Source organism: Nautilia lithotrophica (genome assembly GCF_054656815.1).
Genome location: NZ_BAAHXN010000002.1, coordinates 398,655 through 421,873 on the forward strand (window position 1 = coordinate 398,655; position 23,219 = coordinate 421,873).

Below are 23,219 nucleotides of genomic sequence, written 5' to 3' on the forward strand. Positions count from 1 at the left end.
ATATTAATTTTTATTGTTTGCATATCAATGATGCAAAATTTCACTTAAGAATTTTTTAGCCCTGTCAGTTTTAGGGTTGTTGAAAAATTCTTCAGGTGTGTTTTCTTCTACGATTTCACCCGCATCCATAAAAACGATCCTATCACTTACTTCTCTAGCAAATCCCATTTCGTGAGTAACGCATACGATCGTATAGTTTTCACGAGCAAGTTCTTTCATAACATCAAGAACTTCACCGATCATTTCCGGATCAAGTGCGCTTGTAGGTTCGTCAAAAAGAATAATTTTAGGCTTCATTGCAAGCGTTCTTGCAATAGCAACCCTTTGTTTTTGACCACCGCTAAGTTCACTTGGATATTTATTTGCCTGATGAGGTATTTTAACCCTCTCAAGAAGCTGCATTGCCAACTCTTCCGCTTCTTTTTTTGGCATTTTTTTAACTTTTATGGGTGCTATTGTAATGTTTTCAAGAATGGTTAAATGCGGGAAAAGGTTGAAATGCTGGAATACCATTCCAACTTCCTGACGTAGTTTATTGATATTTGTTTTTTTGTCGTATAAATCCTGTCCATCTACAATTATTTTTCCGCTGTCTATGTCTTCAAGTCTGTTTATACATCTAATAAGTGTAGATTTACCACTACCGCTCGGACCACAGACAACTACTACTTCACCTTTGTCAACATTGAAATTTACGCCTTTTAAAGCGTGAAAATCCCCATAATATTTTTGGATATCTTTCATCTGAATAATCGGTTCCATCAAATCTCCTATGCGTTAAGCTGTTTTTCTACTTTTTTTTCTAATTGATGAGAAAATTTACTCATACTAAATGCTATGCTGAAATATACAAGTGCTACAAAACTGAATATCTCAAAACTTAAATAAAGTCTGTTGTTTATAATTGTTGCAGCTCTGAAAAATTCAATAACTCCAATAGTATATGCTAATGAAGTATCTTTAAATAAAGCAACGAACTGGGACACAAATGCGGGAATCATTTTTCTATATGCCTGAGGCAGGATTATATATAAAAATGTCTGGGTATTGTTAAAGCCCAGTGATTTTGCAGCTTCAAACTGCCCTTTAGGAATTGAGTTGATTCCGGCTCTTACTATTTCGGCTACATAAGCACTTGTGAATAATGTAAATGCGATTATGGCCGCAATAGTTGGTGATACGTGTGCTTGCGTATTAAAAAACGCCATTGAAAATACCGGAATTGCAAAAAAGACCCAGAATATTACCATAAGTAAAGGTGTTGCACGTAAAAGTTCGATATATAAAATTGCAGGAATTTTTATAATTTTAATACTTGACCATCTGGCAATACCAAATATTGATCCCACAATAAAACTTAGAAAAATCGAAGTTACCGCAAGTATGAAAGTAAGTGCAAGTCCTCCGATTTCTCCGGGTTTTCCGAAAAATAAAAATTTCATATTATCTTTTGTGAAAACTTCGTCGAAATGCGTTTCCGGGTAGGCAATCATTTGAAATGTTTTAAGTAAAGCGGCTATTACGATAATGTTAAAAATCCAAAACTGAATTTTGTGTTTTTTAAAATAGTTTTCGATATTTTTAAGCATTTTTTACACCTTTTGAGAATTTTATCTCAATTAAATTCATAAAAAATGATGTTGTTAATGTCAGGAAGATATATAAAATCGTAACCGCCGTAGCCGCTTCAAATCCTCTGAACGTTTCGGCGTCTATTTGCTGTGTAGCAAATGTAAGCTCCGCAACGCCTATTGTCATAGCAAGTGAAGAGTTTTTAATCAGGTTTAAAAACTGGCTTGTTAGAGGTGGAATGATTATTCTAATCGCTTGTGGATAAATAATATACCACATTACCTGAAATCTGTTCATTCCAAGTGATTGAGCAGCTTCAAACTGACCTTTTGGAATTGAAGTAATACCTGCTTTTACCACTTCGCCGATGTATGCGCCCGTATAAAGTATAAGAGCTAAAAGCGCTGAAAAAAATGCATCAACATCCTGAATATGTAGAAATTCTCCCCAATTGTTTAAAAAAGGGAATATTTGTGAAAGTGTAAAAGTAAAATAGATAAAAAACATTTGAACAATTAAAGGAATATTTCTGAAGCTTTCTACATAGTAGCTTGCAAAAAGTGACAACCAAAAGTTTTTTGATGCTCTTCCGATTCCGACTATCGAACCGATTAAAAAACTAAAAAAAATACCTAAAATTGACAGCTTTATAGTAGTAATGAGACCTTGAATTAAAAGGCCCTTATATTCAATCAATACACCCCAGTCAAATTCATAACCCATGTTTTTTTACCTTTTATATCCCCCAAAAGGGGAAAATATTATTTAGGCCAAACTTCAGGAAGTCTGTTTGGTTCTGTTCCGAACCATTTTTTATAAAGTTTTTGATAAGTTCCGTCTCTTACAGCATCCTGAATTGCAAAGTTTACAGCATCTCTAAAATTAGATTCATTTTCTCTTACACCCATTCCATAAGGTTCAAATGTGAAAGGTTTACCGATCACTTTAAATTGTCCGTGAGAATTTTTAGCTTGAGTTGCACACCAAGTGTAGTCAGTTGAAACAGCATCGATTTTTCCCCTTTTAAGAGCCATTATAGCTTGAGGATATTCTTGGAAATAAACAAGTTTAACTTTTGGACATACTCTTTTAAAGTTGTCACCACTTGTAGCACCTTGAATTACACCGACTCTTTTACCTGCGAAATCTTTGTAACTTTTAGCTTTGCAGTCTTTTCTTGCTAAAATTGATTGTCCGTCAAAATAGTAACTGATAGTGAAATCTATCGGCAAATCTCTTTTTACTTTGTGGGTCATACTTGCAGCTGCAATATCTATTGTTCCGCTCTGAACCATTGGAATTCTTGTTTTTGAAGTAACCTGAGTAAACTGAGGTTTTACACCAAGTTTTTTTGCAATGTATTTAATTAAGTCAATGTCAAACCCTACAACCTGACCTTTGGAGTTTACATACCCAAATGGCGGGAAGTCATATTTAACACCTGCTTTTAAAACACCGCGACTTTGCACATCTTTAAGTAAATCTGCACTGGCAGTTGTTAAAAACATACCTAAAATCACGAAAAATGCAAATAGCTTTTTCATTTTGTTCTCCTTCGTTGATAGTTCAACAATTATTATAGCTAAAAAATTATATAATTATTATAAATAATTGAAAAATAAGTTAAGTTTATAAAAGTAATAATTCAAGAGTTTGAGGAGTTATCGAATAATAATTAAATGCTTGAGATGTATATATCGGAAAGTAAATATTGTATGGATTGAATGAAGTTTCAAAAGGCAGTGTAAAGCTGATGTTTTGTAAAGTTTTAAATAATGAATCATATTTTTCGGAAATAAGTTTTGTATACTCTTCAATTGTTTGGTTATTTGGGTCTAATAAAGGAATGTTTAAATTAATGTCTTCTCCGTTTATGTTTAGTGTTTGTTGGAATACATTCAATCCGTCAAATTCAGTATTTTTAATAATGTCGTTTATTTCTTCTGTAAATTCGTTTATTATTTCTTGTGTCGGATTGTTAATTTGTTGCAGAGTATCCGTAAGAGTTAGAATTTTTTCAAGAGAATTTACGGCCGTTTGTAGTATACCTACATTTTGATGAAAAGTATCTACATTTGCAAAAAGAGGATTTGTCGCAAACTGCGTAGGAGAAAAATAATCCGTGATTCTTAATGCAATTAAATTGTTAATATATTCAGGATTAAAAGTTACAGGTTTTGTATTAAAAACACTCGGCAGATAAGTTAAAGGATAATAAGTATTTACAGGCAATAATGCCATTATTTCTCCTATTTTAATAAATTCATTAAATTCTGTTGTGACATTGTAATATTATGAACCTGCGCATATATTGATGCGTTTAATTTGATCTGTTCATTTTTCATATCTGTAACTGCTTTTGCAATGTCAACTTCGTTTGACGATTTTGCTTTTGAAGTATTTACAACAAAATTTGCCAAATTATTTACTTTTGCCACCGCTTCATTATTAAAAGAACCGATCGCACTTAAAGCACTATTTAAAGATTTTTCAAAATCGTCAATATTGTCAACTGAAAATTCAGGCATAGATATGTTAATATTTATTCCGCTCATATTAAATTCACCGAAAACATTTTTATCGTTATATGTTGTGTTTGAGAGTATATCGTTAATGTTTTGAGAAAGAGCGGTTATCTGAGAATTTATTGCCGAGAGGTTATCGCTGTTTAAAGTTGCGTTATTTGCGGCTACTTGAAGTGTTTTAATCTGATTTAAATTATCACTTATTGAATTTAAAGCGCCGTTTGCTATTTGCATAAATCCTATTGCTTCATTGAAATTATTTATCTCTTGCAATGAAGTATTAATATCATTTTCATAAACATCCTGTATAAATGCATTAACAACTTTATCGGTTTTTGAAGGATCGGCTAATTTTTCAATATTATTGTTAATGTTGTTTAATGAATTATTTAAATTTGAGGTGTTGAATTCATTTATTTTCATAATTGCCTCCTTGGCATACATTAATTAATATATTATATCATATTTTTGATAAAATGTTTAAAAAACTTTTAAGGTTTTAAATGATAGAGATTAAGCATTTAAGAAAAGTATTCGGTTCAAAAGAGGTTTTAAAGGATATTAATTTAACAATACACGATAACAAAACAACATACATCCTTGGTATGTCCGGACAGGGGAAATCCACAATTATAAAACATATCGTAGGACTTTTAAGACCTACAAGCGGGGAAGTATTGGTTGATGGTGTTGATGTGGGTAAAGCGGATATTAAAACGCTTTATGAAATCAGAAAAAAGGTTGGGTTTACTTTTCAGGAAGGTGCGCTTTTTGATAGTATGAACATATTTGATAATATCTCATTTCCTTTAAGAGAACACACAAAACTTTCAAAAAAAGAGATTGAAAAAAGAGTGTATGAAACACTTGAAATGGTAGGACTTGAAGCAAAAAGAGTATCAAAACTTTTCCCTCACGAGCTTAGCGGCGGTATGAGAAAAAGGGCTGCAACGGCAAGAGCTATAATACTCAAGCCAAAATATGTCCTGTATGACGAGCCTACCAGTGGACTTGATCCGATAATTAGTGATAAAATTACAAGAATGATAGAACATTTAACAAAAGATTTTTCAATGACAAGCGTTGTTATTTCTCATGATCTGAAAGAGACATTCAAAAGTGCCGATTATGTCGCAATGCTTTATAACGGGGTTATAATAGAATACGGAAGTGTTGATGAGTTTAAAAATTCACAAAACCCGATTGTTCAGGCATTTATAAAAGGTGAAAGTGAAGAGTATGAAAAAATAGCCGAAGCGGTGTGAGGGAAAATTATTAATTAGATAAGTAATTAAGTTGTGAAGTAGATAAATTGTGAAGAAATAAATAAAAGGATTGAAATGAAAAAATTTTTAATTTTTGCGTTAAGTATGGTTTTTTTATTTGCATATGAGGCAAAGGTGGAACCTTTTGAAATATATAAAATCAAAGCTTCCGTTACAGGTGAAATAATTTTGTCAAATAAAAACCTTGAGGCTAAAAATGTTCAAAACAGAGAGATTGTAAAAATAGACGATAAACAAAATCTTATAGATTTAAAAAACCTGCAAGCACAGGTAAAAATTTTAAATGAAGAGATAATAAATCAAAGTGCGGTAGTTAAAAGAAAAAAGAAAATATATGAAAAATACAAAACGCTTAAAACGAAATCACAAAGTGAAAAAGATTTAAAATTTTACGATTATATGAATGCGTTAAATCAGCTTTTGAATTTAAAATCCCAGTTTAATAATACTTTGGCTAACATAGAAAAATTAAAAGACACTATTTCAAAAAAAAGTGTTAAAGTAAAAGGTTATGTTTATAAAATTTATGTAAACAGAGGTGATTATGTAGCGCCGGGTGTTTTAATTGCAGATGTATATGATATATCCAGACAAAAATTAACTATATTTGTTCCTATTGAAGATATAGATTTTATTAAAAACAAACAGATTTATATAAACGGCAAAAAGAGCAATTTTAAAATATATAAAATCTGGAACGTTCCCGACACTCAGTATATAACAAGTTATAAAGTGGAACTTGTAGGAAACGGACTTAAATTTGGAAAAATTGTAAAAGTAGATTTTAGATAAAAATTTAATTTTTCCTTAATTATAAGCTATAATATTATATAGCGTTCCTGAAAAGGATTAAAAATGAAAAAATATTTATTATTTTTAATAATTTTTTTATTTTATGGATGTGGTTCTTCTTCTCAACCTACACCTATAAAAACTTCATATCAGCCGGGTGGTATTAAAATAAATTACGAGAGTTCGAATAGATTAAATTTTTTTGAAAATGAAGCCCATTCGATAATTGTTTTCATTTATCAATTGTCGGATAAAAATATGTTTGAGGCGTTATGTAATGACCAAAGCGGTGTTTATGAATTGTTAAAAGGGAAAATTTTTGATAAATCCGTGCTTAATGTAACCAAAAAAATTATTTTTCCCGCTCAAAAAGGAAGCATTATTGAAGACAGGCTTCAAAATACAAAGTATATAGGTATTGTTGCAGGTTATTTTAATTCTCCTAAATGTATATTAATACCCCTAAAAATTAAAAATGCGTATTTTACTTCCGTTAAATTCTGGAAACCTACAAAATACATTGAAAATTTAAATACCAATATTGTTTTTTTAGAGGATAATATACAAATTAAAGGAAAAAAATGAAAAAAATTTTTTGGCATCAGGGGCTTTTTTTACAACCTCAGCATTTTCAGATTTTGGAAAGCAACATAGATGAAGCGTTAAAAATTTTTAAAGATTTTGCAGTTTATTTTTGGGGTGTTAGAAAAGTTGAATTTAATAATGAGGCAATCTTAAACAATGAACTACAATTAGATGATTTTGAAGTTGTTTTAAAAGATGCAAGTATCGTATCAAAAGATAATTCGATTGTATTTAACAAAAAATTGGACGGCAGCGGCAGACAAAAAGTGTATTTGGGGATAAAACGTTTTTTAGATACTGATAATGTAGAAGTTGTTGATGATTTGAATAATATAAAAGCCGATAAAAGGTTTATATGCGATATTAGAGGTGAAGAAATTAATGATATGTATTCGACTTCAGAAAAAGCGGATGTAAAATTTTTAAAATATGCGGTTAGACTATTTTTGGAAAATGAAATTAATGAAATTAATGAATATGAACTGATTTTAATTGGCGAAATAGACCTTGATGAAAAAGAAATAAATGATAAATTTATTCCACCTTTAATAAATATGTTTGACAATAAAAAAAGTGTGAAAATCCTGGAAAAGTTTTTTGAGACTTTAAATTCTAAGATAAACAAATTAAATGAATACAAACTTCCTTTTAATACCGGAATTAGCAGTAATAAATATGTAAAATTTTTATTAATACTTCAAATACTCAATAAAAATGCCGCATATCTGTCTGTGATTTTTGAAAAGAAAAAAATACATCCGTTTGAGTTTTATTCATCATTAAAAGAATTAATTGCAGAACTTAGTGTATTTACAGACAGGATTGATTACACCGCAAAAGCAAAAAGCGGCAAATATTTAATTGGTAAATACGATCATAACAATTTGAGTAAGGTATTCGATGAATTTCATCTTTTATTAAAAGAACTTTTGGATGATATGGTTATGGGACCTGAATTTACAATTACACTGAATAAAGAAGATTCAATTTTCAGTGCGGAATTACCAAAAGACATTTTTGAAAAAAAATACAGATATTATATTTTAATAAAACCTGAAAATATTGATGAATTTAAAAGCAAGTATGCTGAATTTATAAAAGTTTCTTCCAAACAGAGGTTAAATGTATTAATTCAAAGAGCGTTAGATGGTGTCGAAATGCAGGAAGTTTCGGCACTTGAAGGTATGCCGATTAGAGATGATGTTGTTTATTACAAAATTAATACCTATTCCAATGAATGGAATAATATTGAAAAAGATAAAAGTATTGCAGTTTATGCCGAAGGGGTAGAATATATTGAATTAATTGTCATGAAGGACTGATATGAAGCAGATAGTTCCCATAATCGCTTATGTAATGAAAATTACTGAAAATGGAGACGGATTGGAATTTGAAAAGGTATATAACGATATATTGTATCTATTAAAGCCATTAAAAAAAGATGATGAACTTTTTCCGGTTGTTTGCTGGATTGATGAAAAAATTTTATCAAGTGAAGTTTCTTTTAAAAATGAATGGCTTGCTAATCTACTTCAAAAAAAATTTTTCCATACCAATAAAGGCGGGGAACTTTTTTATGAGAAAATGAAATCGGCTGAAAATAAAGAAGTTTATTATTTTATGTTAAAACTGGGTTTTAAAGGAATGTATTTCGAAAACAAAGAAATGATAGATAAATTACTGAAAAAACACTATAAAAATGATAAGCCGGACATTCTTTTCCCTTTTGGTTATCTAAAAAAACCAAGTAAAAACAGAAAATTTATAAAATATATATACAACTATAAAACGATTATTTTTCTCATATTGATTACGATAGTGGTTTTCTCACTTTTTTATTTCAATTTGGAACTTTTAATTAAGTCAAAAGGCTTGGTATGAAAGAATTACTTAAAATAGTGTTGAAATTAATAATTTTTCTGCTTATTGTAGCCGTTGTTTTTTATATTACTTATTTAAAACAATGGCCTTGGTGGGTCGGGGCGTCAATAACAGCAGGTATTGTAGGTTTATATATCTTTTATATTATTTTAAGAAAAATCATAATTAGAAAAAAAGAAAAAAGTTTTATTAAAAATGTTGCCAAAGAGATTAAAAAACAGCCTGAAATCGAAGAAATAGAAAAAGAGTGGAATGAGTATTTTTCTATTTTAAAATCATCCGGGAAAAGCGTTTACGATTTGCCGTGGGTTGTAATTCTTGGAAAAAGCGGCAGCGGTAAAACATCTCTGGTTAAATATTCAGGACTATCGCTTCCTTTGACACCGATAAGCAGAAGCGAAAAAATTTATTCGACTAAACATTGTGACTGGTGGTTTTTTGAAGAGGCGGTTATATTGGATACCGCAGGAAGATATTCGGTGGCTGAAGATATGGAAGTGGATGAGGAAGAGTGGAAAGAACTTCTAAATTTGCTATCTAAAACAAGGGAAAAAGAACCTGTTAATGCAATAGTTTGTGTTGTATCCGCAGAAAAGCTTTCCGATTCAAATGAACTTGAAATAGAAGCTGAAAATTTAAAAGCAAGAATTTCAGATTTAATGAAAACCCTTGGCGTAAATATTCCGGTGTTTATAATGATTACAAAAATGGATGTAATCGGCGGATTTGTTAAATTTTTTGAGCATTATAAAGAACATTTTAATGAAGTTATGGGTTATATAAATGAAGATAATCACACATATCAAAAAGCGATGTTGGAAGCTAAAGAATTGTTAAATGAAAGAATATTGAATTTATTCAAACAAATGGATCATATTTCGTATAAAGAAAGTGCTTTTTTAAAAGAATTTGAGTATATTTGGGAAAATATTGAAAATTTCACTCAAAAACTTTTTTCACCTGATAGTTTTACAAAACAGCCTATGTTCAAAGGTATATATTTTTCAAGTGCACTACAAAAAGAGTGCGAATATAATTTTTTTAAACAATTTTCTCTGGATGTCCGTGAAAAAATAAATAAAAACTATTCCATTTTTATAAAAGATTTTTTTAAAAACATTTTGCCATCCCAAAGAGGTGTTTATCAAATAATCAAAAAATACATAGAAAAAAGATTTAAATATAAAAAATTAGCTTTTTTTGCCGTAGTTTCTATTTTAGTTGCAATTTTGGGAATTGGAACTTTTTCTTTTTATCAGGAATATAATTTAATAAAATCAATAAAGACAATTAAGCCTACACCTAAGAATAGCTTAAATGAAAATATTTTAGCTTTAAATGATTTTAAAACTGAAATTGAAGAGTATGAGTATAATAAAGAGCAGTTGTTGTTTCATCTTTTCGGATATGATGAAAAGATAGAAAAAAAATTAAAAGATAATTTTGTAATCTTTTTTAACAACTATGTATTTAATGTCATAAAAAAAGATTTATCAAATAATTTGAATAAAATTGCTTATATTAATGATTACGCAATTATAAATGATTATATGGGATTTTTAGTTGATACAATTTTGAGTCTAAAACAAAAAATAAACAGCGGCAGTGTGGAATTTAGTAAATATTTTAAAAATTTTGTTAAAAATTTTATTATTGTCGAAGAAAATATTTCTCCCGATGTAGCCCATATTTTTGCTAACGAGTATTTAAGTTATTTAAAATGGGATAACAACCATGTTGAACTTGTAAACAATCTGCATTTTTTCCAGAATATTTTAGATGATATTATAAATTCCAAACCTTCTTTAAAATGGTTAACAGATAAAAGCGTCTCATTACTTGATCCTATAACTTTATCTACTTTTTGGGATTTGAATATAAATAAAAATGTAAAAATAGAAGGTGCTTTTACAAAAAAAGGCCGAGAAAATATGCAAATAAGTATAAATCAGCTTTTAGAAAGTGTTAAAGACAGAAATTCTTTTAATGAAAAGTTGAATAAATTTTGGATATGGTATGAAAATGAGTTTTTTAAGCAATGGTTTAATTTTGCCAAAAAATTCGACATAAAAGATTATGTCATTAAAAATGATTCTCTTTTGGTTTTAGCAACAATAAATATGAGCACAATAAACAATCCTTATTATAACTTTTTGAAAAAAGCAGCTTTTGAGATTGAAAATTATAAAGTGAAATTTAACTGGAATAAATTAATATTAAAATTTAACGACATTCAAAATTTAGCACAATCATTAAAAACCAAGAATTCTTATGTAGAAATTTTAGAAAAAGAAAAAGACAAAATTATTGAAGCGTTTAAAAACAGATTCAATAAAGAAATTACGGATTTAGATATAAAAAGAGCCGTTTTATTTAATAAATATATTGCTAATTTAAATAAATTTTCAAATATATCCGATAGCAAAATCTGTTTTAATTTAGTTAAAAATTTATATGAAAACAATCAAAACAAATCAGAATTGTCGGAACTTTATTATTCTTTTGAAGCGTTTAAAGAGCTAATGCCGAAATATGCCGATTCAGAAGTTATTTGGAATATAATAAAAGGACCGGTTGATTTTATTTTTGAAACAGCTTTTTATAAAACTTCTCAAGAAATTAATAATCTTTGGAATCAGAAGGTCCTTAGTAATCTGAGTAATTATTCCGTTGAAGAATTATATGGTCCTAATGGTTATGTCCGTATGTTTTTAAACAACAATATAGGTATGTTTTTAGAAAAAAAAGAGTTTGGTTTTGTTCCGAAAAAAATGTTCGGATTTAAAGTGAATTTTACGGATGAATTTTTGAACTTTTTAAACAATTTGAGTAAAAAATACGCCAATAAAAAATCTGTATATAACGTTAAGATTCAAACTTATCCGATTGAAATTAACAAAAACGCATTAATTAAACCTTTTAAAACAAGGCTGGAATTAAGATGTAATACTAAAAATTATGTTTTAGACAATTATAATTTTAAAGAAGAAGCCGTTTTTAAATACACTCAAAATTGTTCTGAAACGAATCTGTATATTTATTTTGATACGTTTGTAATAAAAAAAAGATTTAATAATTTCGTTGAATTTTTAAAATCGTTTAAAGGCAATACTTTAATATTGACACCTAAAGATTTTAAAACAAACCTAAAAGCGTATAAAATAAAATGGATAAAATTGCAGTATAAAATAGATGATGACGGACTGCTGTATTATTCAAAAAAACTGAAAGTCCCTGAAAAAATAGCTAAGTGAGGTAAAAATGGACGAGTTGCTAAAACCTATCAACGGGGGATGTGGGGAAAATGTAAAATATGATGATGAGTATATGTCTTTAGAAGAGGAAATAGAAAAATTATCATCCCCAACCCAGGCTGAAAATGTTGATTTTAAAAAAATTAAAAATTTAAGCGAAAGTATTTTGAAAAATAAATCAAAAGATTTTTTTGCCGCAGTTTATTATTCTTATTCTTCACTTGTTTTGGAAAAAGATATTAAAAAATCTATTTGTTTTTTAGGTGAATTTGTTGATAGTTTTTGGGAAGAAGGGTTTCCAAAAAGAGAAAAGGCAAAAGTAAATGCAATAAAATGGTGGCTTTCAAAAATTGAAAAGTATTTAGAAAGTATTAGCGGTTTTGAAGATGATGTTAGTGATTATATAAATTGTGTAGAAAAAATAGAAAACAAGCTTTCATCAATTGATTATGCCCCCGCGTTTACAAACTTAAAGTTTTTATTAAATCAGAAAATTTTTAAAAAAGAAGTTCAAACAGAAAAACCGGAAGAAAAAACATCGGAAGAAAAACAGACTCAAGAAAATGAAAACTGCATCTGTTTAAGTGAAGATATTAACGATAATTTAAAGATTTTGAGTGATAAATTAAATCAGTTGTTAATAGATGTAATTGAAAACGAAATCAAATGCGAATATTTTATTATTAGAAGAATGATAGTTTTTTATGACATTGACTCCCTTCCGGTTGCAACGGATAAAAAAACACTAATACCGCCACCCGCTTATGAAGAAAAATCTTCAATTCAAACTTTATATAAAAACGGAAATTACAAAGATCTTATAAATGTATGCGAATCAAAAATAACCACTTATGTTTTTTGGTTTGATTTACACTATTATATTGCTGCTTCATTAAAAAGTTTAGGATATGAAAACTGCGCGATTGGAATAAAAAATTCACTCAGGCTGTTTGTTAACAAATTCCCAACAATTTTGGAATATATGTTTTCTGACGGAACTCCTTTTGCAACTTTTGAAACTAAACAATGGCTAAAAGAAGAAGTTAAAAAAGAAAGCGTTAAAGACAAATATGAAATACCAAACGGCAACATTAAACAAAAAATAGAATATATAACCAAAAATATAAATACTTCCGAAGATATAAAAAACAAAATTAACTGGATTTTGAAATTTTTTGAAGTTTACAGAGGAAATGATGAAATTATTGATGTATATAAAAATGAACTTTTTGAACTTTTGGAGCAATATCAAATAGCGCAAATAGATAAAGATTTAGCACAAAAAGCATATTTAACTTTATATGAACTTAGTGATAAAGATAGTGAAATTGGCAGAAGTGCTTTAAAAGTGCTGGCAAAAATTAATCCTCTTCAATTAATATAAATATTAAGGATTAATTAAGTATAAAGAGCTATAATAAAAAAAAAGGAGTTCAAAATGGCAAATGACGGATCTGTAGCTCCAAAAGAGAGAGTGAATATCGTATATAAAGCCGATGTGAACGGTGTGGAAAAAGAAATTGAGTTGCCTTTGAAAATATTGGCACTGGGTGATTACACATTAAAGCCTGATGATACACCTGTAGAAGAGCGTGAAACCATAAATATTGACAAAAATAATTTTGACGATGTCATGAAATCAATGGGGATTGAGCTAGATTTTACCGTTAAAAACAAAGTTGATGAAAATAATGAAGAATTGCCAGTTCATTTAAAATTTGAAAGTATGAAAGATTTTTCACCGGACAATATTGCAAAACAGGTTCCGGAACTTAAAAAACTAATGGAATTAAGAGAAGCTTTGATTGCTCTTAAAGGTCCTCTTGGAAATATTCCTGAATTTAGAAAAAAATTGGAAAAAATTATTGAAGACCCGGAACTTAGGGAAAAATTAATGAAAGAATTAAATATTGCACCGGAGGATAACAATGGCTGAGGAAAAAGTTCAACAACAACAAACCGAAGAAAAAGTTTCTTTAATAGATGATATTTTATCGGCTACAAAATTAACACCTGAAGAAGAAGGTTATGAAATAACTAAAAAAGGCGTTGAGGTATTAATCAACAATCTTTTAAAAAGTGAAAAAAAAGAAAAGGTTTCAAAGCAGTTAATAGACGAAATGATTGCCGAAATAGATAAAAAACTCTCTTCTCAGATGGATGAAATACTTCATAACGAAAAATTTCAAAAACTTGAAAGTGCATGGAGAAGTTTGAAATTTTTAGTGGATAAAATAGATTTTAGGGAAAATATCAAACTTGAAATCTTAAATGTTAGCAAAGACGAATTAAGAGAAGATTTTGAAGATGCACCTGAAGTGGTGCAATCAGGGCTTTATAAAATAGGATATACCAAAGAATACGGACAATTTGGTGGTGAACCTTATGCATTAATGATAGGAAATTACGAGTTTGATGCAAGTGCACCCGATATTGCTTTAATGAAAAATATCGCAAGTGTAGCTACAATGATGCATGCGCCGTTTATCGGTCTTGCTTCTCCAAAAATGTTCGGAATAGATTCATTCACCGAGCTGCCTAATTTAAAAGATATAAAATCAATTTTTGAAATGCCTCAATACGCTAAATGGAGAAGTTTCAGAGAAAGTGAAGATGCAAGGAATTTCGCACTCACCCTTCCTAGATTTTTATTAAGGGTGCCTTACGGAAAGGAAAACCCTGTAAAAAGTTTCAATTACAATGAAACGGTTAAAAATCATGATGATTTTGTGTGGGGTAATACCGCATTTGCATTTGCAAGTAATGTTGCAAGAAGCTTTGCTAAATACAGATGGGCTTCTAATATTATCGGTCCGCAGGGCGGAGGAGCTGTTGAAGATCTACCAGTATATACTTATGAAGCAATGGGTGGAGTTCAGACAAAAATTCCAACTGAGGTATTGATTTCAGAAAGACTTGAGCTTGAACTTTCAGAGCAGGGCTTTATTGCTTTAACCATGAGAAAAGGCAGTGATAATGCTGCGTTTTTCTCTGCAAACTCGGTGCAAAAACCTAAAAAATTTCCTGATACGCCGGAAGGTAAAAAAGCTGAACTTAATTTTAAATTAGGAACACAACTTCCATATAATTTCATTATTTCAAGACTTGCTCATTACATTAAAGTTATACAAAGAGAAAATATAGGAACATGGAAATCAAGAGGTGAACTTGAAGACGAACTTAACAAATGGATAAGGCAATATGTATCTGACCAGGAAAATCCGTCACCGGGTGTTAGAAGCAGGAGACCTTTAAGAAAGGCCGAAATTCATGTTTATGACGTTCCTGGGGAACCTGGATGGTATAAAGTTACGTTAAAAGTAGTGCCGCACTTTAAATATATGGGTGCATCTTTTGAATTGTCATTGGTTGGAAAACTAGATAAGGAGTAAAAAATGGCTTTAACCGCATATTTAAAACTTGAAGGTATGAATCAGGGGAAAATTGAGGGTGACGTTGCTCAAAAAGGAAGAGAAAAAACCATTTTGGTTTACGGCGTAGAACATGAAATAGAAATTCCAAGAGATACACACACCGGGCTTCCTACAGGACAGAGAATCCATAAACCGCTCAAAATTGTAAAACATCTTGATCAGGCTTCTCCTAAAATTCTTCAGGCAGTAACGACTGGGGAACAGATGAAAACATTTGAGCTTGATTTTTACAGAATTAATGAAAAAGGTCAAGAAGAACATTATTATACGATAAAACTTGAAGAAGCTATTATCGTTAAAACACATATGTATAAACCATTAACTTTCCTGCCTGAAAACGGCCCGTATCATGATATGGAAGAAGTTTATTTTACTTATTCTAAAATAACAGTTACATTCGAACCAGCCGGAATTGAAGCAGAGGATGACTGGAAAAATCCGGTAAGTCAATAAAATTTCCCCTTTTTTAAAGGGGTGAAGAGTTAAAAATGTTTAAAATTAGGCTTCTTGAAAGACTTTCTAAAATGGAAGAAAATCCTGATTTTTCCGGAATTGTTACGAATGAAGAAGAGTTGGAATCAATTTTTGAATATCTAAAAAAAATACTTTCAACAAAAGAGGGAAGCACACTAATAGCATATGATTTCGGAATTCCTGATATTAGTAATTATCACGAGCAGAGTTACGGGGAATATATCAGGTCTTTAGAAGAAAAACTTAAAAACACCATTGAAAAATATGAACCCAGACTTAAAAATATCAAAGTTAAATATATTGATAAATATAAAGATAAAAGTATTTTAACTTTTTTAATAGAAGCACAGCTGGCGCATAACGAAAAATATCCGGTCACTTTTGAAACACAAATCAAATCAAGCGGAGAGGTAGATATAGATGAAGCAAAACTTTGAAAAATATTATCTTAATGAATTGGATAAATTGTATGACCTTTCAAAAACATTTGTTAAAAAACACCCTTCGGTGTCAAATTTATTATCAACGCCTTCAACCGATCCCGACGTTGAAAGATTATTGGAAGGTGTGGCTTATCTAAACGCATTTATTGCAAAAAACATTGATGATAATTATTCAAAAATCGCAGAATATCTACTTAATACGATATATCCGGAATTTTTAAAACCTTTTCCCGCCAGTTCCATATTAAAAATCACGCCAAACGAATATTTAAATGAAAAACTTGAAATAAAAAAATATACCAAATTTAATACGTCACAAATCAATAAAGAAACATATACTTTCAGTTCTGTATGGGATATGGAAGTTTATCCTGCAAAAATAAATATTTCCAGTGAAAAAAACAGGATTGAATTTAATATAGATTCAAAAACAGACATTGGGAAGCTGAATTTTTTTATAAAATCCCCATTAAACAAAGCAGTGTCGATATTTAGGCTTTTTTATGACAATTTGATAAATATAAAAATTGACGGGATGAATGTTTCCAAAGAAAAATTAAATTTTAAAGGCATAAAGCAAAATATTTTTTCCGATAAATATAATCCGTATATGAGTTTAGAAGAGTATTTTCAGTTCATTGAAAAATTCTTAATTTTGGAGCTTGAAATAAATAAAAATCCTTCAAAAATTGAATTTATTTTCAATAAAGAGCTGGATTTTGAGATAAACGGAAATGATATAGAATTTTTCTGTTTACCTGTTGTAAATTTGTTTGAATATGATTTGGACCCGATTGAGCTTGACTATACAAAAGAGTGCATTGTTTTGAATAACTTTACAAAATATGACATATATGAAATATTGGACGTGGTTGGATTTAGAAACGGAAGAAAAGTTCATTATAATAAATTTGACGGAAGCGAAAAAGAACACGTTTATGAAATCTATACAAAAGATTCCATATCCGATGAAAAAGATATCTGTCTTAGTATATATCTGAATAATTATGTTGTTTCAAAAGAAATACTTTCTATTAAAGTGCTTGCAATGAATAAAAACTGCGATTTATTAAAAACCGGTGATATAAACAAACCTTCTTCAAACACACCGGAACTTATTGAATTTACAAATATAACGCCTGTTAATATACAAGTAAAAGCACCTTCGGATGATATGTATCTGTGGCGCTTTATTTCTCATGTAAATAAAAATATTTTAGGTTTAAATGATTTAAACTCATTTAAAGAAATGTTAAGGCTTCATGTTTTTGAATACGGCAAAGACAAGTCAAAAGTATATAAAAATATTAAAAAAATTGAAGGTATTGAATATTTTGAAAGCAAAGTGGCATACAAAATTTATAAAGGAAACATGATTCAGGGTATTGAAGTGGTTTTAAAAATAAACAGGGAAAATTATTTAAATAATGATGATGTGTTTTTATTCGGCTTGGTTATTCAACATTTCCTTGCCGCTTATGTGGGGATTAACAATTTCATAAGAGTAAAAATTAAAGAAACAACAAGTGGGGAAGAATTAATATGCAAAGAGATTACAGGAATGAAAAAATTGATTTAGTAAAAAAACTTTTAGATGAGCCTGAAAGTTTTTCTTTCATACAAGCTATAAGGATTTTATCCAAAAAACTCGGAAATGAATATTTTAAAAAAATAATCATAAAACCTCATCTTTCGTTAAGTTTTCCTCCGACTGATATAGTAAGTATTGATTATCATGATGGAATTTATGAAATTACGGTTACTTTTTTCGGGTTGTATGGTGCATCTTCCCCTTTGCCTACATTTTATACGGAAGAACTGATAGAAGAAAAAAACAACGATAAAAGTATTAAAAGGGATTTTATTGATATTTTTAATAAAAGAATATATGAATTTTATTATTTAAGCTGGCTTAAATCTCATCCAGGAATACAAATTTATGAATATAAAAACAAAAATATGCTTTTAATTTTAAATGCACTCAAAGCAATTGCCGCTTATCCGTTATCCGCAGAATTTCTTCAATATTTTTTTAGAATAAACAGATTTGAAGTGACTATCAAAGAGTTCGTAAAAAATGAAACGGAAATTAATAAAAATCAGCTTTGTGAAATAGGTATAAAAAATAATACATTAGGCAAAGACAGCCACATAGGGTATAAACTGACAAATTATAATAAATTCTCAATAGTGCTAATGAATATGAACAAACGAAAATTTATGCAATTTTTGGAGAAAAAAGAGATATTTGAAAATTTGATTAAACATTTAATGAAATCAGCAATGGTATGGGATTATGAAATTAGGTTTAAAAAGCAGCAAAATTTTTCACTTGGCGAAATGGAGATAGGTGTTAATGCCGTGGTTGGAAATACCGATAATCTTATTATAAAGGATATAAAATGATAGCTAAAGATTTAAAATCACTTCTTTTACATCTTAATGAAACCATGACAAAAGCTTTACATGAGGCTGTCGGTGTAGCAGTAAGCAGAGGAAATTATGAAATAACGCCCGAACATATGATGTATGCGTTAATAGGTATAGAAAATGATGATTTCAGACTTATTTTAAACTATTTTGATGTAAATTTAGAAGAGTTTTTAAAAACCATTAACATGTATCTTGACGATTTGAAAAAAGGAAGCAGTGCAAAACCTCTTTTTTCACCTGTTCTTTTAGAACTTTTTGAAGATGCGTGGGTAATAAGTTCCATTGATCTGAAAGAAGAAAGAATAAGAAGCGGCGCTTTTTTAATAGCTATACTTAATAAATTAAACAATTTAAGCACTTATTACTCAAACATGCTTGAAAAAATAAACCTTCAAACATTAAAAGATAATTTTTTTGAAATAGTTAAAGGAAGTGTGGAAGAGAGTTTTAAAGAAGCTGGTGTTAAAGGAGAAGGATTTATAAACAAATTCTGTATCGATTTTACAAAAAGAGCAAAAGAAGGAAAAATCGACCCGGTATTCGGAAGGGAAAAAGAGATTAGGGAAATTGTTGATGTTTTGGCCAGAAGAAGAAAAAACAACCCGATAATTGTAGGGGAACCCGGTGTCGGAAAAACCGCCTTGGTAGAAGGACTGGCACTTAAAATCGTAAACAACGAGGTTCCGGAAGTTTTACAAAACACCAGGCTTTTGGGGCTTGATATGGGGCTTTTGGAAGCCGGGGCGAGTGTAAGAGGTGAATTTCAAAACAGATTAAAAGGTGTAATCAAAGAAATTCAGTCAAGTGAAATTCCTATAATTTTGTTTATTGACGAAGCGCATACATTAATAGGTGCTTCAAAAGAGGGAAATGATGCCGCAAATCTTCTAAAACCTGCTCTTGCAAGGGGTGAACTTAAAACTATAGCCGCCACAACATGGAAAGAATATAAAAAATATTTTGAAAAAGACGCGGCACTTGCAAGAAGGTTTCAGCTTATAAAATTAAACGAACCAAGCGTCGATGATACTGTAATGATATTAAGAGGGCTTAAAAAAAGTTATGAAAAAGCACATAATGTTTTTGTAAGCGATGAAGCGATAGTCGCATGCGCCAGACTTTCTGACAAATATATAAGCGGAAGGTTTTTACCTGACAAAGCTATAGACCTTCTTGATACTTCATGTGCAAGGGTAAAGGTTTCCATGCATTCGACACCAGCGGAAATTGAAGATTTACAAAAAGAGATAGAATCTTTAACAAGGGAAAAAGAAGCTCTTGAGAGAGATAAAAAACACGGAATAAAAATAGATGATGAAGAGCTTAAAAAGGTGAATAAAAAACTTGATGAGCTAAATAAAAAATTAAAATCTTTACAAAAAGAGTATGAAAAACAAAAAACACTTGTAAATAAAATTCTTAATGAAAAAGATGAAAAACAGCTTAAAAAACTTAAAAAAGAGTATGAGAAACTTGAAAACCCAATGATATTTTTTGAGGTGACTTCCGATACGGTTGCAAAAGTGGTCAGTGAATGGACCGGTATTCCTCTTGGTAAAATGTTAAAAGATGAGAGCAAAATACTGCTTGAACTTGAAGAAAGACTGAAAGAACAAGTAAAAGGACAGGAAAGAGCGCATAAAGTTCTTGCTGAAATTTTAAGATTTGCAAAAAGCGGTCTTAAAGACCCTGACAAACCTTTGGGCGTATTTTTGTTTGTGGGACCGAGCGGGGTTGGAAAAACTGAAACCGGTCTTGTGCTTGCAGACATACTATTTGGAAGTAGGAAAAATGTTGTAACGATTAATATGAGCGAATACCAGGAAGGATATACTGTTAGTAAGTTAATAGGATCGCCTCCGGGATATGTAGGTTACGGGGAAGGAGGTATTTTAACTGAAGCGGTTAGAAAACAACCTTATAGCGTAGTGTTGCTTGATGAAATAGAAAAAGCGCATAAAGACGTATTAGAGCTCTTTTATCAAGTGTTTGACAAAGGTGTATTAAGTGACGGGGAAGGAAAAGAAATCAATTTTAAAAACACAATAATAATTTTAACGAGCAATCTTGCTAGTGACGTAATAGAAGATATTACACAAAAAAAACCGGACATTTCAGTAGATGAATTAAGAGATATTATAAAACCTTACCTGCTTAAAAAAATAGAACCGGCTCTCTTAGGCAGAATAACCGTGGTGCCATTTGTTACGTTAAGCGACGATGCATTAAAAGAAATTACTAAATTAAAATTAAACAAAATTGCTAAAAGATTAAGCGCTCAAAAAATCAGATTCGAATACAGCGATGAAGTGGTTGATGAAATAGTAAGGGTTGCAAAAGACGTAAAAAGCGGTGCCAGAAATATAGATTATATAATAAATACAAAAGTAATGCCTTTAATATCAAAAGAACTTTTATTGCACATGGCGGATAATAAAATGCCAAAAGCAGTGAAGGTAGGATTAAATGAAGATAAAACTTTTAATATTACTTTTGAGTAATATGCTTTTTGCCATGAGTGCCAAAGATTATTATGATTTGGGTTTTAAAACAGGAGACAATAAATATTTTATCAAATCATGTGATATGGGAATGGCCATTTCATGCACAATAGTAGGTGATAATTTAATAAAAAAAGGAGAAAAATTTTTAAAAAAAGCGTGTGATATGAATGAAGGGTTGGGATGCTTTTTATATGCCAGATGTTTGAGTGGGAATGAAAAACTTAAAATTTTAAAAAAATCATGCAAACTCGGAAATATGTATGGATGTTATGAAATGTATAATCTTACAAAAAAATATAAATATTTAAAAAAAGCGTGTATTTTTGGTTTAAAAAGAGCTTGTCAAAGGATTAAAGATGGGACTTGATATACATGAGTGGCTGAAAAATTTTAAATGGGTGAAACCTTTTAAAGGTGATGAGGAAAAGGAAAGAGGTGTCAGGTTTATCGGTAATTTAATAGAACTCAGTGCGAAATACAATAATGAGGTGATATTGGGAGAAAAAGGTGAATTTTTCGGAGGTGCTTCTTTTGAGGGTATGTTTGGGCATGATTTGGATTTTTTTACGGGTATTAATTTGGTAATAGAAAAAGCAGAGGGAAAATTAGAGGCCGACAGGAAGGATTTTTTTACACCTGAAAGTAAAAGAATAAAAGAAAAAATTTTAAAAGAAATAGATAAGGTAGCTCAAAGATTTGTAAATTCAAACATTATTGCGGATAGAAATATATTACAAGTAAAGATTAAAAATATACTTTTTGAAAAATTTGATGAAATTTTGAGAAGCAATATAAATAACATTACCGAAAGAAATATTAAAACGGAAAAATACTTAAAAGAAATTTCTGAAGAAATGTTTCAATCTCTTGGGGCTGTTACTGAATTGATTGAATTTAAAGAAACAATAATTACTAATCAATATGCCGAATATAGCAATGAATTGAGAACCGTATCAAACAAAGAATTTAAAATACTTATGTCTTTGGAACAGTTTAAATCACAAATTATCAATATAGAAAAAAAAGTAACGGCCAAATATGAAGAAGCACTTGATACGATATCTCAAAAAGACAGGGTTGAAAAGTTAAAAAAAGAAAAAGAAGAGGAATTAAAGAAAATTGATAAAATAGAAAAAATTTTCTTTAATACGGAAAATGAAAAAAATCTGGACAACTATTTGAAATTTGCAAATAACATTCAGACTGACCTTGATAAAATAAAAGATTTTGCAGAGGTGATAAGAAATGCGTATGCTGAATATAACACTTATAAAGATGTTTTGTTAACCACAAATAATGAGTTTATACAAGATCCTCAATTAACATACAAACTAATAGAGCATTCCGAAAAGATATTAAAAATTTATAAAAAATTTTATATTGGTATTGTAAATAAAACCGTTAACAGAAAACAGATGACCACTACAATTTTTTTATCTGAAACAAATCTTGAAAGTAAGGTGAAATCATTAAGAAAATCGTTTTTAAACCTTGTTTATTATACCACTTTAGTGGCAAAACATTTGGATAATATAGAAGCAAATCTTAATGATATGAACCAGAAAGCCTTTAATGAAGGTCTTATTACAAAAGATATGTTAACCGAACTAGGACTTGAATACAACAAACTATATAACGCTTTAAAAAACGGGTTTGGTGAACAGGTTGTAGTGGAAGATTCTAAAAGTGAACAGAAGGTATCTCAAGAGTTGAAAAACCAGGTCTGGAATGATGCCGATGATATTATAAACAGAGAAAAAGCGTATATGAATCTAAAATATGGCGAAATAAACAAACCTGTGTTACTTTGTGAAAAAATAATTTCTAAAATTCATAAAGCATATAAGCACTGGCAAGGTATTTGTTCACGAAAAGAGGAGCTTAACGGTGAAATAAGGGAACTGGATGAAATATTGTCACAGATTAGGGATTTTGAAGCTGAAGATGCTAAAACATTTAAATATGAGGTATTAAATATAGTAACAGAATCTTTGAGTTTAAATACAGATTCATTAGAAATTTTATAAAGGTTGAAT

At 29.7% G+C, this 23,219-nt stretch carries 22 protein-coding genes; 16 read left to right on the plus strand and 6 right to left on the minus strand.

Features of this window, described 5'->3' with window-relative positions:
• Window positions 1–24 precede the first annotated feature (24 nt).
• The 6 genes from ACYQ19_RS06635 to ACYQ19_RS06660 form a co-directional block, all read right to left on the minus strand.
• Complete coding sequence (locus ACYQ19_RS06635) at window positions 25–762, minus strand: amino acid ABC transporter ATP-binding protein (protein WP_459978647.1); 738 nt, start codon at window positions 760–762, stop codon at window positions 25–27.
• A gap of 8 nt (window positions 763–770) precedes the next feature.
• Window positions 771–1,589: an amino acid ABC transporter permease gene (locus ACYQ19_RS06640; RefSeq protein WP_459978648.1), complete on the minus strand. Its 819-nt coding sequence runs from the start codon at window positions 1,587–1,589 to the stop codon at window positions 771–773.
• Window positions 1,582–2,295 (minus strand): amino acid ABC transporter permease, encoded by a 714-nt coding sequence (locus tag ACYQ19_RS06645; protein WP_459978649.1) that lies wholly within the window; start codon window positions 2,293–2,295, stop codon window positions 1,582–1,584. Before ACYQ19_RS06645 ends, ACYQ19_RS06640 begins: the two co-directional genes overlap by 8 nt.
• Before the next feature lie 38 nt (window positions 2,296–2,333).
• Complete coding sequence (locus ACYQ19_RS06650) at window positions 2,334–3,116, minus strand: transporter substrate-binding domain-containing protein (RefSeq protein ID WP_459978650.1); 783 nt, start codon at window positions 3,114–3,116, stop codon at window positions 2,334–2,336.
• Between the two features lie 85 nt (window positions 3,117–3,201).
• Window positions 3,202–3,813: a glycoside hydrolase family 18 protein gene (locus ACYQ19_RS06655; protein WP_459978651.1), complete on the minus strand. Its 612-nt coding sequence runs from the start codon at window positions 3,811–3,813 to the stop codon at window positions 3,202–3,204.
• A gap of 8 nt (window positions 3,814–3,821) precedes the next feature.
• On the minus strand, window positions 3,822–4,520 hold the full coding sequence (locus ACYQ19_RS06660; protein ID WP_459978652.1) for a flagellin: 699 nt from the start codon (window positions 4,518–4,520) through the stop codon (window positions 3,822–3,824).
• An 80-nt stretch (window positions 4,521–4,600) separates the two neighbouring features.
• Between ACYQ19_RS06660 and ACYQ19_RS06665 the strand changes: the two genes are divergently transcribed.
• The 16 genes from ACYQ19_RS06665 (at window position 4,601) to ACYQ19_RS06740 (ending at window position 23,210) form a co-directional block, all read left to right on the plus strand.
• Window positions 4,601–5,362, plus strand: a complete 762-nt coding sequence (locus ACYQ19_RS06665; protein ID WP_459978653.1) for an ABC transporter ATP-binding protein — start codon at window positions 4,601–4,603, stop codon at window positions 5,360–5,362.
• Window positions 5,363–5,437: 75 nt separating this feature from the next.
• On the plus strand, window positions 5,438–6,175 hold the full coding sequence (locus ACYQ19_RS06670) for an efflux RND transporter periplasmic adaptor subunit (RefSeq protein WP_459978654.1): 738 nt from the start codon (window positions 5,438–5,440) through the stop codon (window positions 6,173–6,175).
• 63 nt (window positions 6,176–6,238) lie between these two features.
• Complete coding sequence (gene tssJ, locus ACYQ19_RS06675; RefSeq protein WP_459978655.1) at window positions 6,239–6,760, plus strand: type VI secretion system lipoprotein TssJ; 522 nt, start codon at window positions 6,239–6,241, stop codon at window positions 6,758–6,760.
• Window positions 6,757–8,082, plus strand: coding sequence for a type VI secretion system baseplate subunit TssK (gene tssK, locus ACYQ19_RS06680; RefSeq protein ID WP_459978656.1), 1,326 nt, complete (start codon window positions 6,757–6,759; stop codon window positions 8,080–8,082). The genes tssJ and tssK overlap by 4 nt, the downstream gene beginning before the upstream one ends.
• Window position 8,083: 1 nt before the next feature.
• On the plus strand, window positions 8,084–8,641 hold the full coding sequence (locus tag ACYQ19_RS06685; RefSeq protein ID WP_459978657.1) for a DotU family type IV/VI secretion system protein: 558 nt from the start codon (window positions 8,084–8,086) through the stop codon (window positions 8,639–8,641).
• Window positions 8,638–11,895: a type VI secretion protein IcmF/TssM N-terminal domain-containing protein gene (locus tag ACYQ19_RS06690; RefSeq protein WP_459978658.1), complete on the plus strand. Its 3,258-nt coding sequence runs from the start codon at window positions 8,638–8,640 to the stop codon at window positions 11,893–11,895. The genes ACYQ19_RS06685 and ACYQ19_RS06690 overlap by 4 nt, the downstream gene beginning before the upstream one ends.
• A gap of 7 nt (window positions 11,896–11,902) precedes the next feature.
• A complete protein-coding gene (locus ACYQ19_RS06695; RefSeq protein WP_459978659.1) occupies window positions 11,903–13,279 on the plus strand; it encodes a TssA family type VI secretion system protein in 1,377 nt (458 codons plus the stop codon).
• A 54-nt stretch (window positions 13,280–13,333) separates the two neighbouring features.
• Window positions 13,334–13,831: a type VI secretion system contractile sheath small subunit gene (gene tssB, locus ACYQ19_RS06700; RefSeq protein WP_459978660.1), complete on the plus strand. Its 498-nt coding sequence runs from the start codon at window positions 13,334–13,336 to the stop codon at window positions 13,829–13,831.
• The gene (gene tssC / locus ACYQ19_RS06705; RefSeq protein WP_459978661.1) at window positions 13,824–15,287 is read left to right on the plus strand and encodes a type VI secretion system contractile sheath large subunit; all 1,464 of its coding nucleotides are present in this window, start codon (window positions 13,824–13,826) and stop codon (window positions 15,285–15,287) included. Before tssB ends, tssC begins: the two co-directional genes overlap by 8 nt.
• Before the next feature lie 3 nt (window positions 15,288–15,290).
• Window positions 15,291–15,782, plus strand: a complete 492-nt coding sequence (locus ACYQ19_RS06710) for an Hcp family type VI secretion system effector (RefSeq protein WP_459978662.1) — start codon at window positions 15,291–15,293, stop codon at window positions 15,780–15,782.
• Window positions 15,783–15,817: 35 nt separating this feature from the next.
• Entirely contained in the window at window positions 15,818–16,240 is a 423-nt protein-coding gene (tssE, locus tag ACYQ19_RS06715) for a type VI secretion system baseplate subunit TssE (RefSeq protein ID WP_459978663.1), read from the plus strand.
• A complete protein-coding gene (gene tssF / locus ACYQ19_RS06720; RefSeq protein ID WP_459978664.1) occupies window positions 16,224–17,825 on the plus strand; it encodes a type VI secretion system baseplate subunit TssF in 1,602 nt (533 codons plus the stop codon). Before tssE ends, tssF begins: the two co-directional genes overlap by 17 nt.
• Window positions 17,789–18,652, plus strand: a complete 864-nt coding sequence (locus tag ACYQ19_RS06725) for a type VI secretion system baseplate subunit TssG (protein WP_459978665.1) — start codon at window positions 17,789–17,791, stop codon at window positions 18,650–18,652. Before tssF ends, ACYQ19_RS06725 begins: the two co-directional genes overlap by 37 nt.
• Complete coding sequence (gene tssH / locus ACYQ19_RS06730) at window positions 18,649–21,180, plus strand: type VI secretion system ATPase TssH (protein ID WP_459978666.1); 2,532 nt, start codon at window positions 18,649–18,651, stop codon at window positions 21,178–21,180. Before ACYQ19_RS06725 ends, tssH begins: the two co-directional genes overlap by 4 nt.
• Complete coding sequence (locus ACYQ19_RS06735) at window positions 21,146–21,550, plus strand: hypothetical protein (protein ID WP_459978667.1); 405 nt, start codon at window positions 21,146–21,148, stop codon at window positions 21,548–21,550. The genes tssH and ACYQ19_RS06735 overlap by 35 nt, the downstream gene beginning before the upstream one ends.
• Complete coding sequence (locus ACYQ19_RS06740; protein WP_459978668.1) at window positions 21,540–23,210, plus strand: hypothetical protein; 1,671 nt, start codon at window positions 21,540–21,542, stop codon at window positions 23,208–23,210. The genes ACYQ19_RS06735 and ACYQ19_RS06740 overlap by 11 nt, the downstream gene beginning before the upstream one ends.
• The last annotated feature ends 9 nt before the right edge of the window (window positions 23,211–23,219 follow it).

Excerpts from the sequence above, each read along its gene's own strand:
- ACYQ19_RS06635 (WP_459978647.1), bottom strand. The coding sequence starts at position 762 with ATGGAACCGATTATTCAGATGAAAGATATCCAAAAATATTATGGGGAT.
- ACYQ19_RS06640 (WP_459978648.1), bottom strand. The coding sequence starts at position 1,589 with ATGCTTAAAAATATCGAAAACTATTTTAAAAAACACAAAATTCAGTTT.
- ACYQ19_RS06645 (WP_459978649.1), bottom strand. The coding sequence starts at position 2,295 with ATGGGTTATGAATTTGACTGGGGTGTATTGATTGAATATAAGGGCCTT.
- ACYQ19_RS06650 (WP_459978650.1), bottom strand. The coding sequence starts at position 3,116 with ATGAAAAAGCTATTTGCATTTTTCGTGATTTTAGGTATGTTTTTAACA.
- ACYQ19_RS06655 (WP_459978651.1), bottom strand. The coding sequence starts at position 3,813 with ATGGCATTATTGCCTGTAAATACTTATTATCCTTTAACTTATCTGCCG.
- ACYQ19_RS06660 (WP_459978652.1), bottom strand. The coding sequence starts at position 4,520 with ATGAAAATAAATGAATTCAACACCTCAAATTTAAATAATTCATTAAAC.
- ACYQ19_RS06665 (WP_459978653.1), top strand. The coding sequence starts at position 4,601 with ATGATAGAGATTAAGCATTTAAGAAAAGTATTCGGTTCAAAAGAGGTT.
- ACYQ19_RS06670 (WP_459978654.1), top strand. The coding sequence starts at position 5,438 with ATGAAAAAATTTTTAATTTTTGCGTTAAGTATGGTTTTTTTATTTGCA.
- tssJ (WP_459978655.1), top strand. The coding sequence starts at position 6,239 with ATGAAAAAATATTTATTATTTTTAATAATTTTTTTATTTTATGGATGT.
- tssK (WP_459978656.1), top strand. The coding sequence starts at position 6,757 with ATGAAAAAAATTTTTTGGCATCAGGGGCTTTTTTTACAACCTCAGCAT.
- ACYQ19_RS06685 (WP_459978657.1), top strand. The coding sequence starts at position 8,084 with ATGAAGCAGATAGTTCCCATAATCGCTTATGTAATGAAAATTACTGAA.
- ACYQ19_RS06690 (WP_459978658.1), top strand. The coding sequence starts at position 8,638 with ATGAAAGAATTACTTAAAATAGTGTTGAAATTAATAATTTTTCTGCTT.
- ACYQ19_RS06695 (WP_459978659.1), top strand. The coding sequence starts at position 11,903 with ATGGACGAGTTGCTAAAACCTATCAACGGGGGATGTGGGGAAAATGTA.
- tssB (WP_459978660.1), top strand. The coding sequence starts at position 13,334 with ATGGCAAATGACGGATCTGTAGCTCCAAAAGAGAGAGTGAATATCGTA.
- tssC (WP_459978661.1), top strand. The coding sequence starts at position 13,824 with ATGGCTGAGGAAAAAGTTCAACAACAACAAACCGAAGAAAAAGTTTCT.
- ACYQ19_RS06710 (WP_459978662.1), top strand. The coding sequence starts at position 15,291 with ATGGCTTTAACCGCATATTTAAAACTTGAAGGTATGAATCAGGGGAAA.
- tssE (WP_459978663.1), top strand. The coding sequence starts at position 15,818 with ATGTTTAAAATTAGGCTTCTTGAAAGACTTTCTAAAATGGAAGAAAAT.
- tssF (WP_459978664.1), top strand. The coding sequence starts at position 16,224 with ATGAAGCAAAACTTTGAAAAATATTATCTTAATGAATTGGATAAATTG.
- ACYQ19_RS06725 (WP_459978665.1), top strand. The coding sequence starts at position 17,789 with ATGCAAAGAGATTACAGGAATGAAAAAATTGATTTAGTAAAAAAACTT.
- tssH (WP_459978666.1), top strand. The coding sequence starts at position 18,649 with ATGATAGCTAAAGATTTAAAATCACTTCTTTTACATCTTAATGAAACC.
- ACYQ19_RS06735 (WP_459978667.1), top strand. The coding sequence starts at position 21,146 with ATGAAGATAAAACTTTTAATATTACTTTTGAGTAATATGCTTTTTGCC.
- ACYQ19_RS06740 (WP_459978668.1), top strand. The coding sequence starts at position 21,540 with ATGGGACTTGATATACATGAGTGGCTGAAAAATTTTAAATGGGTGAAA.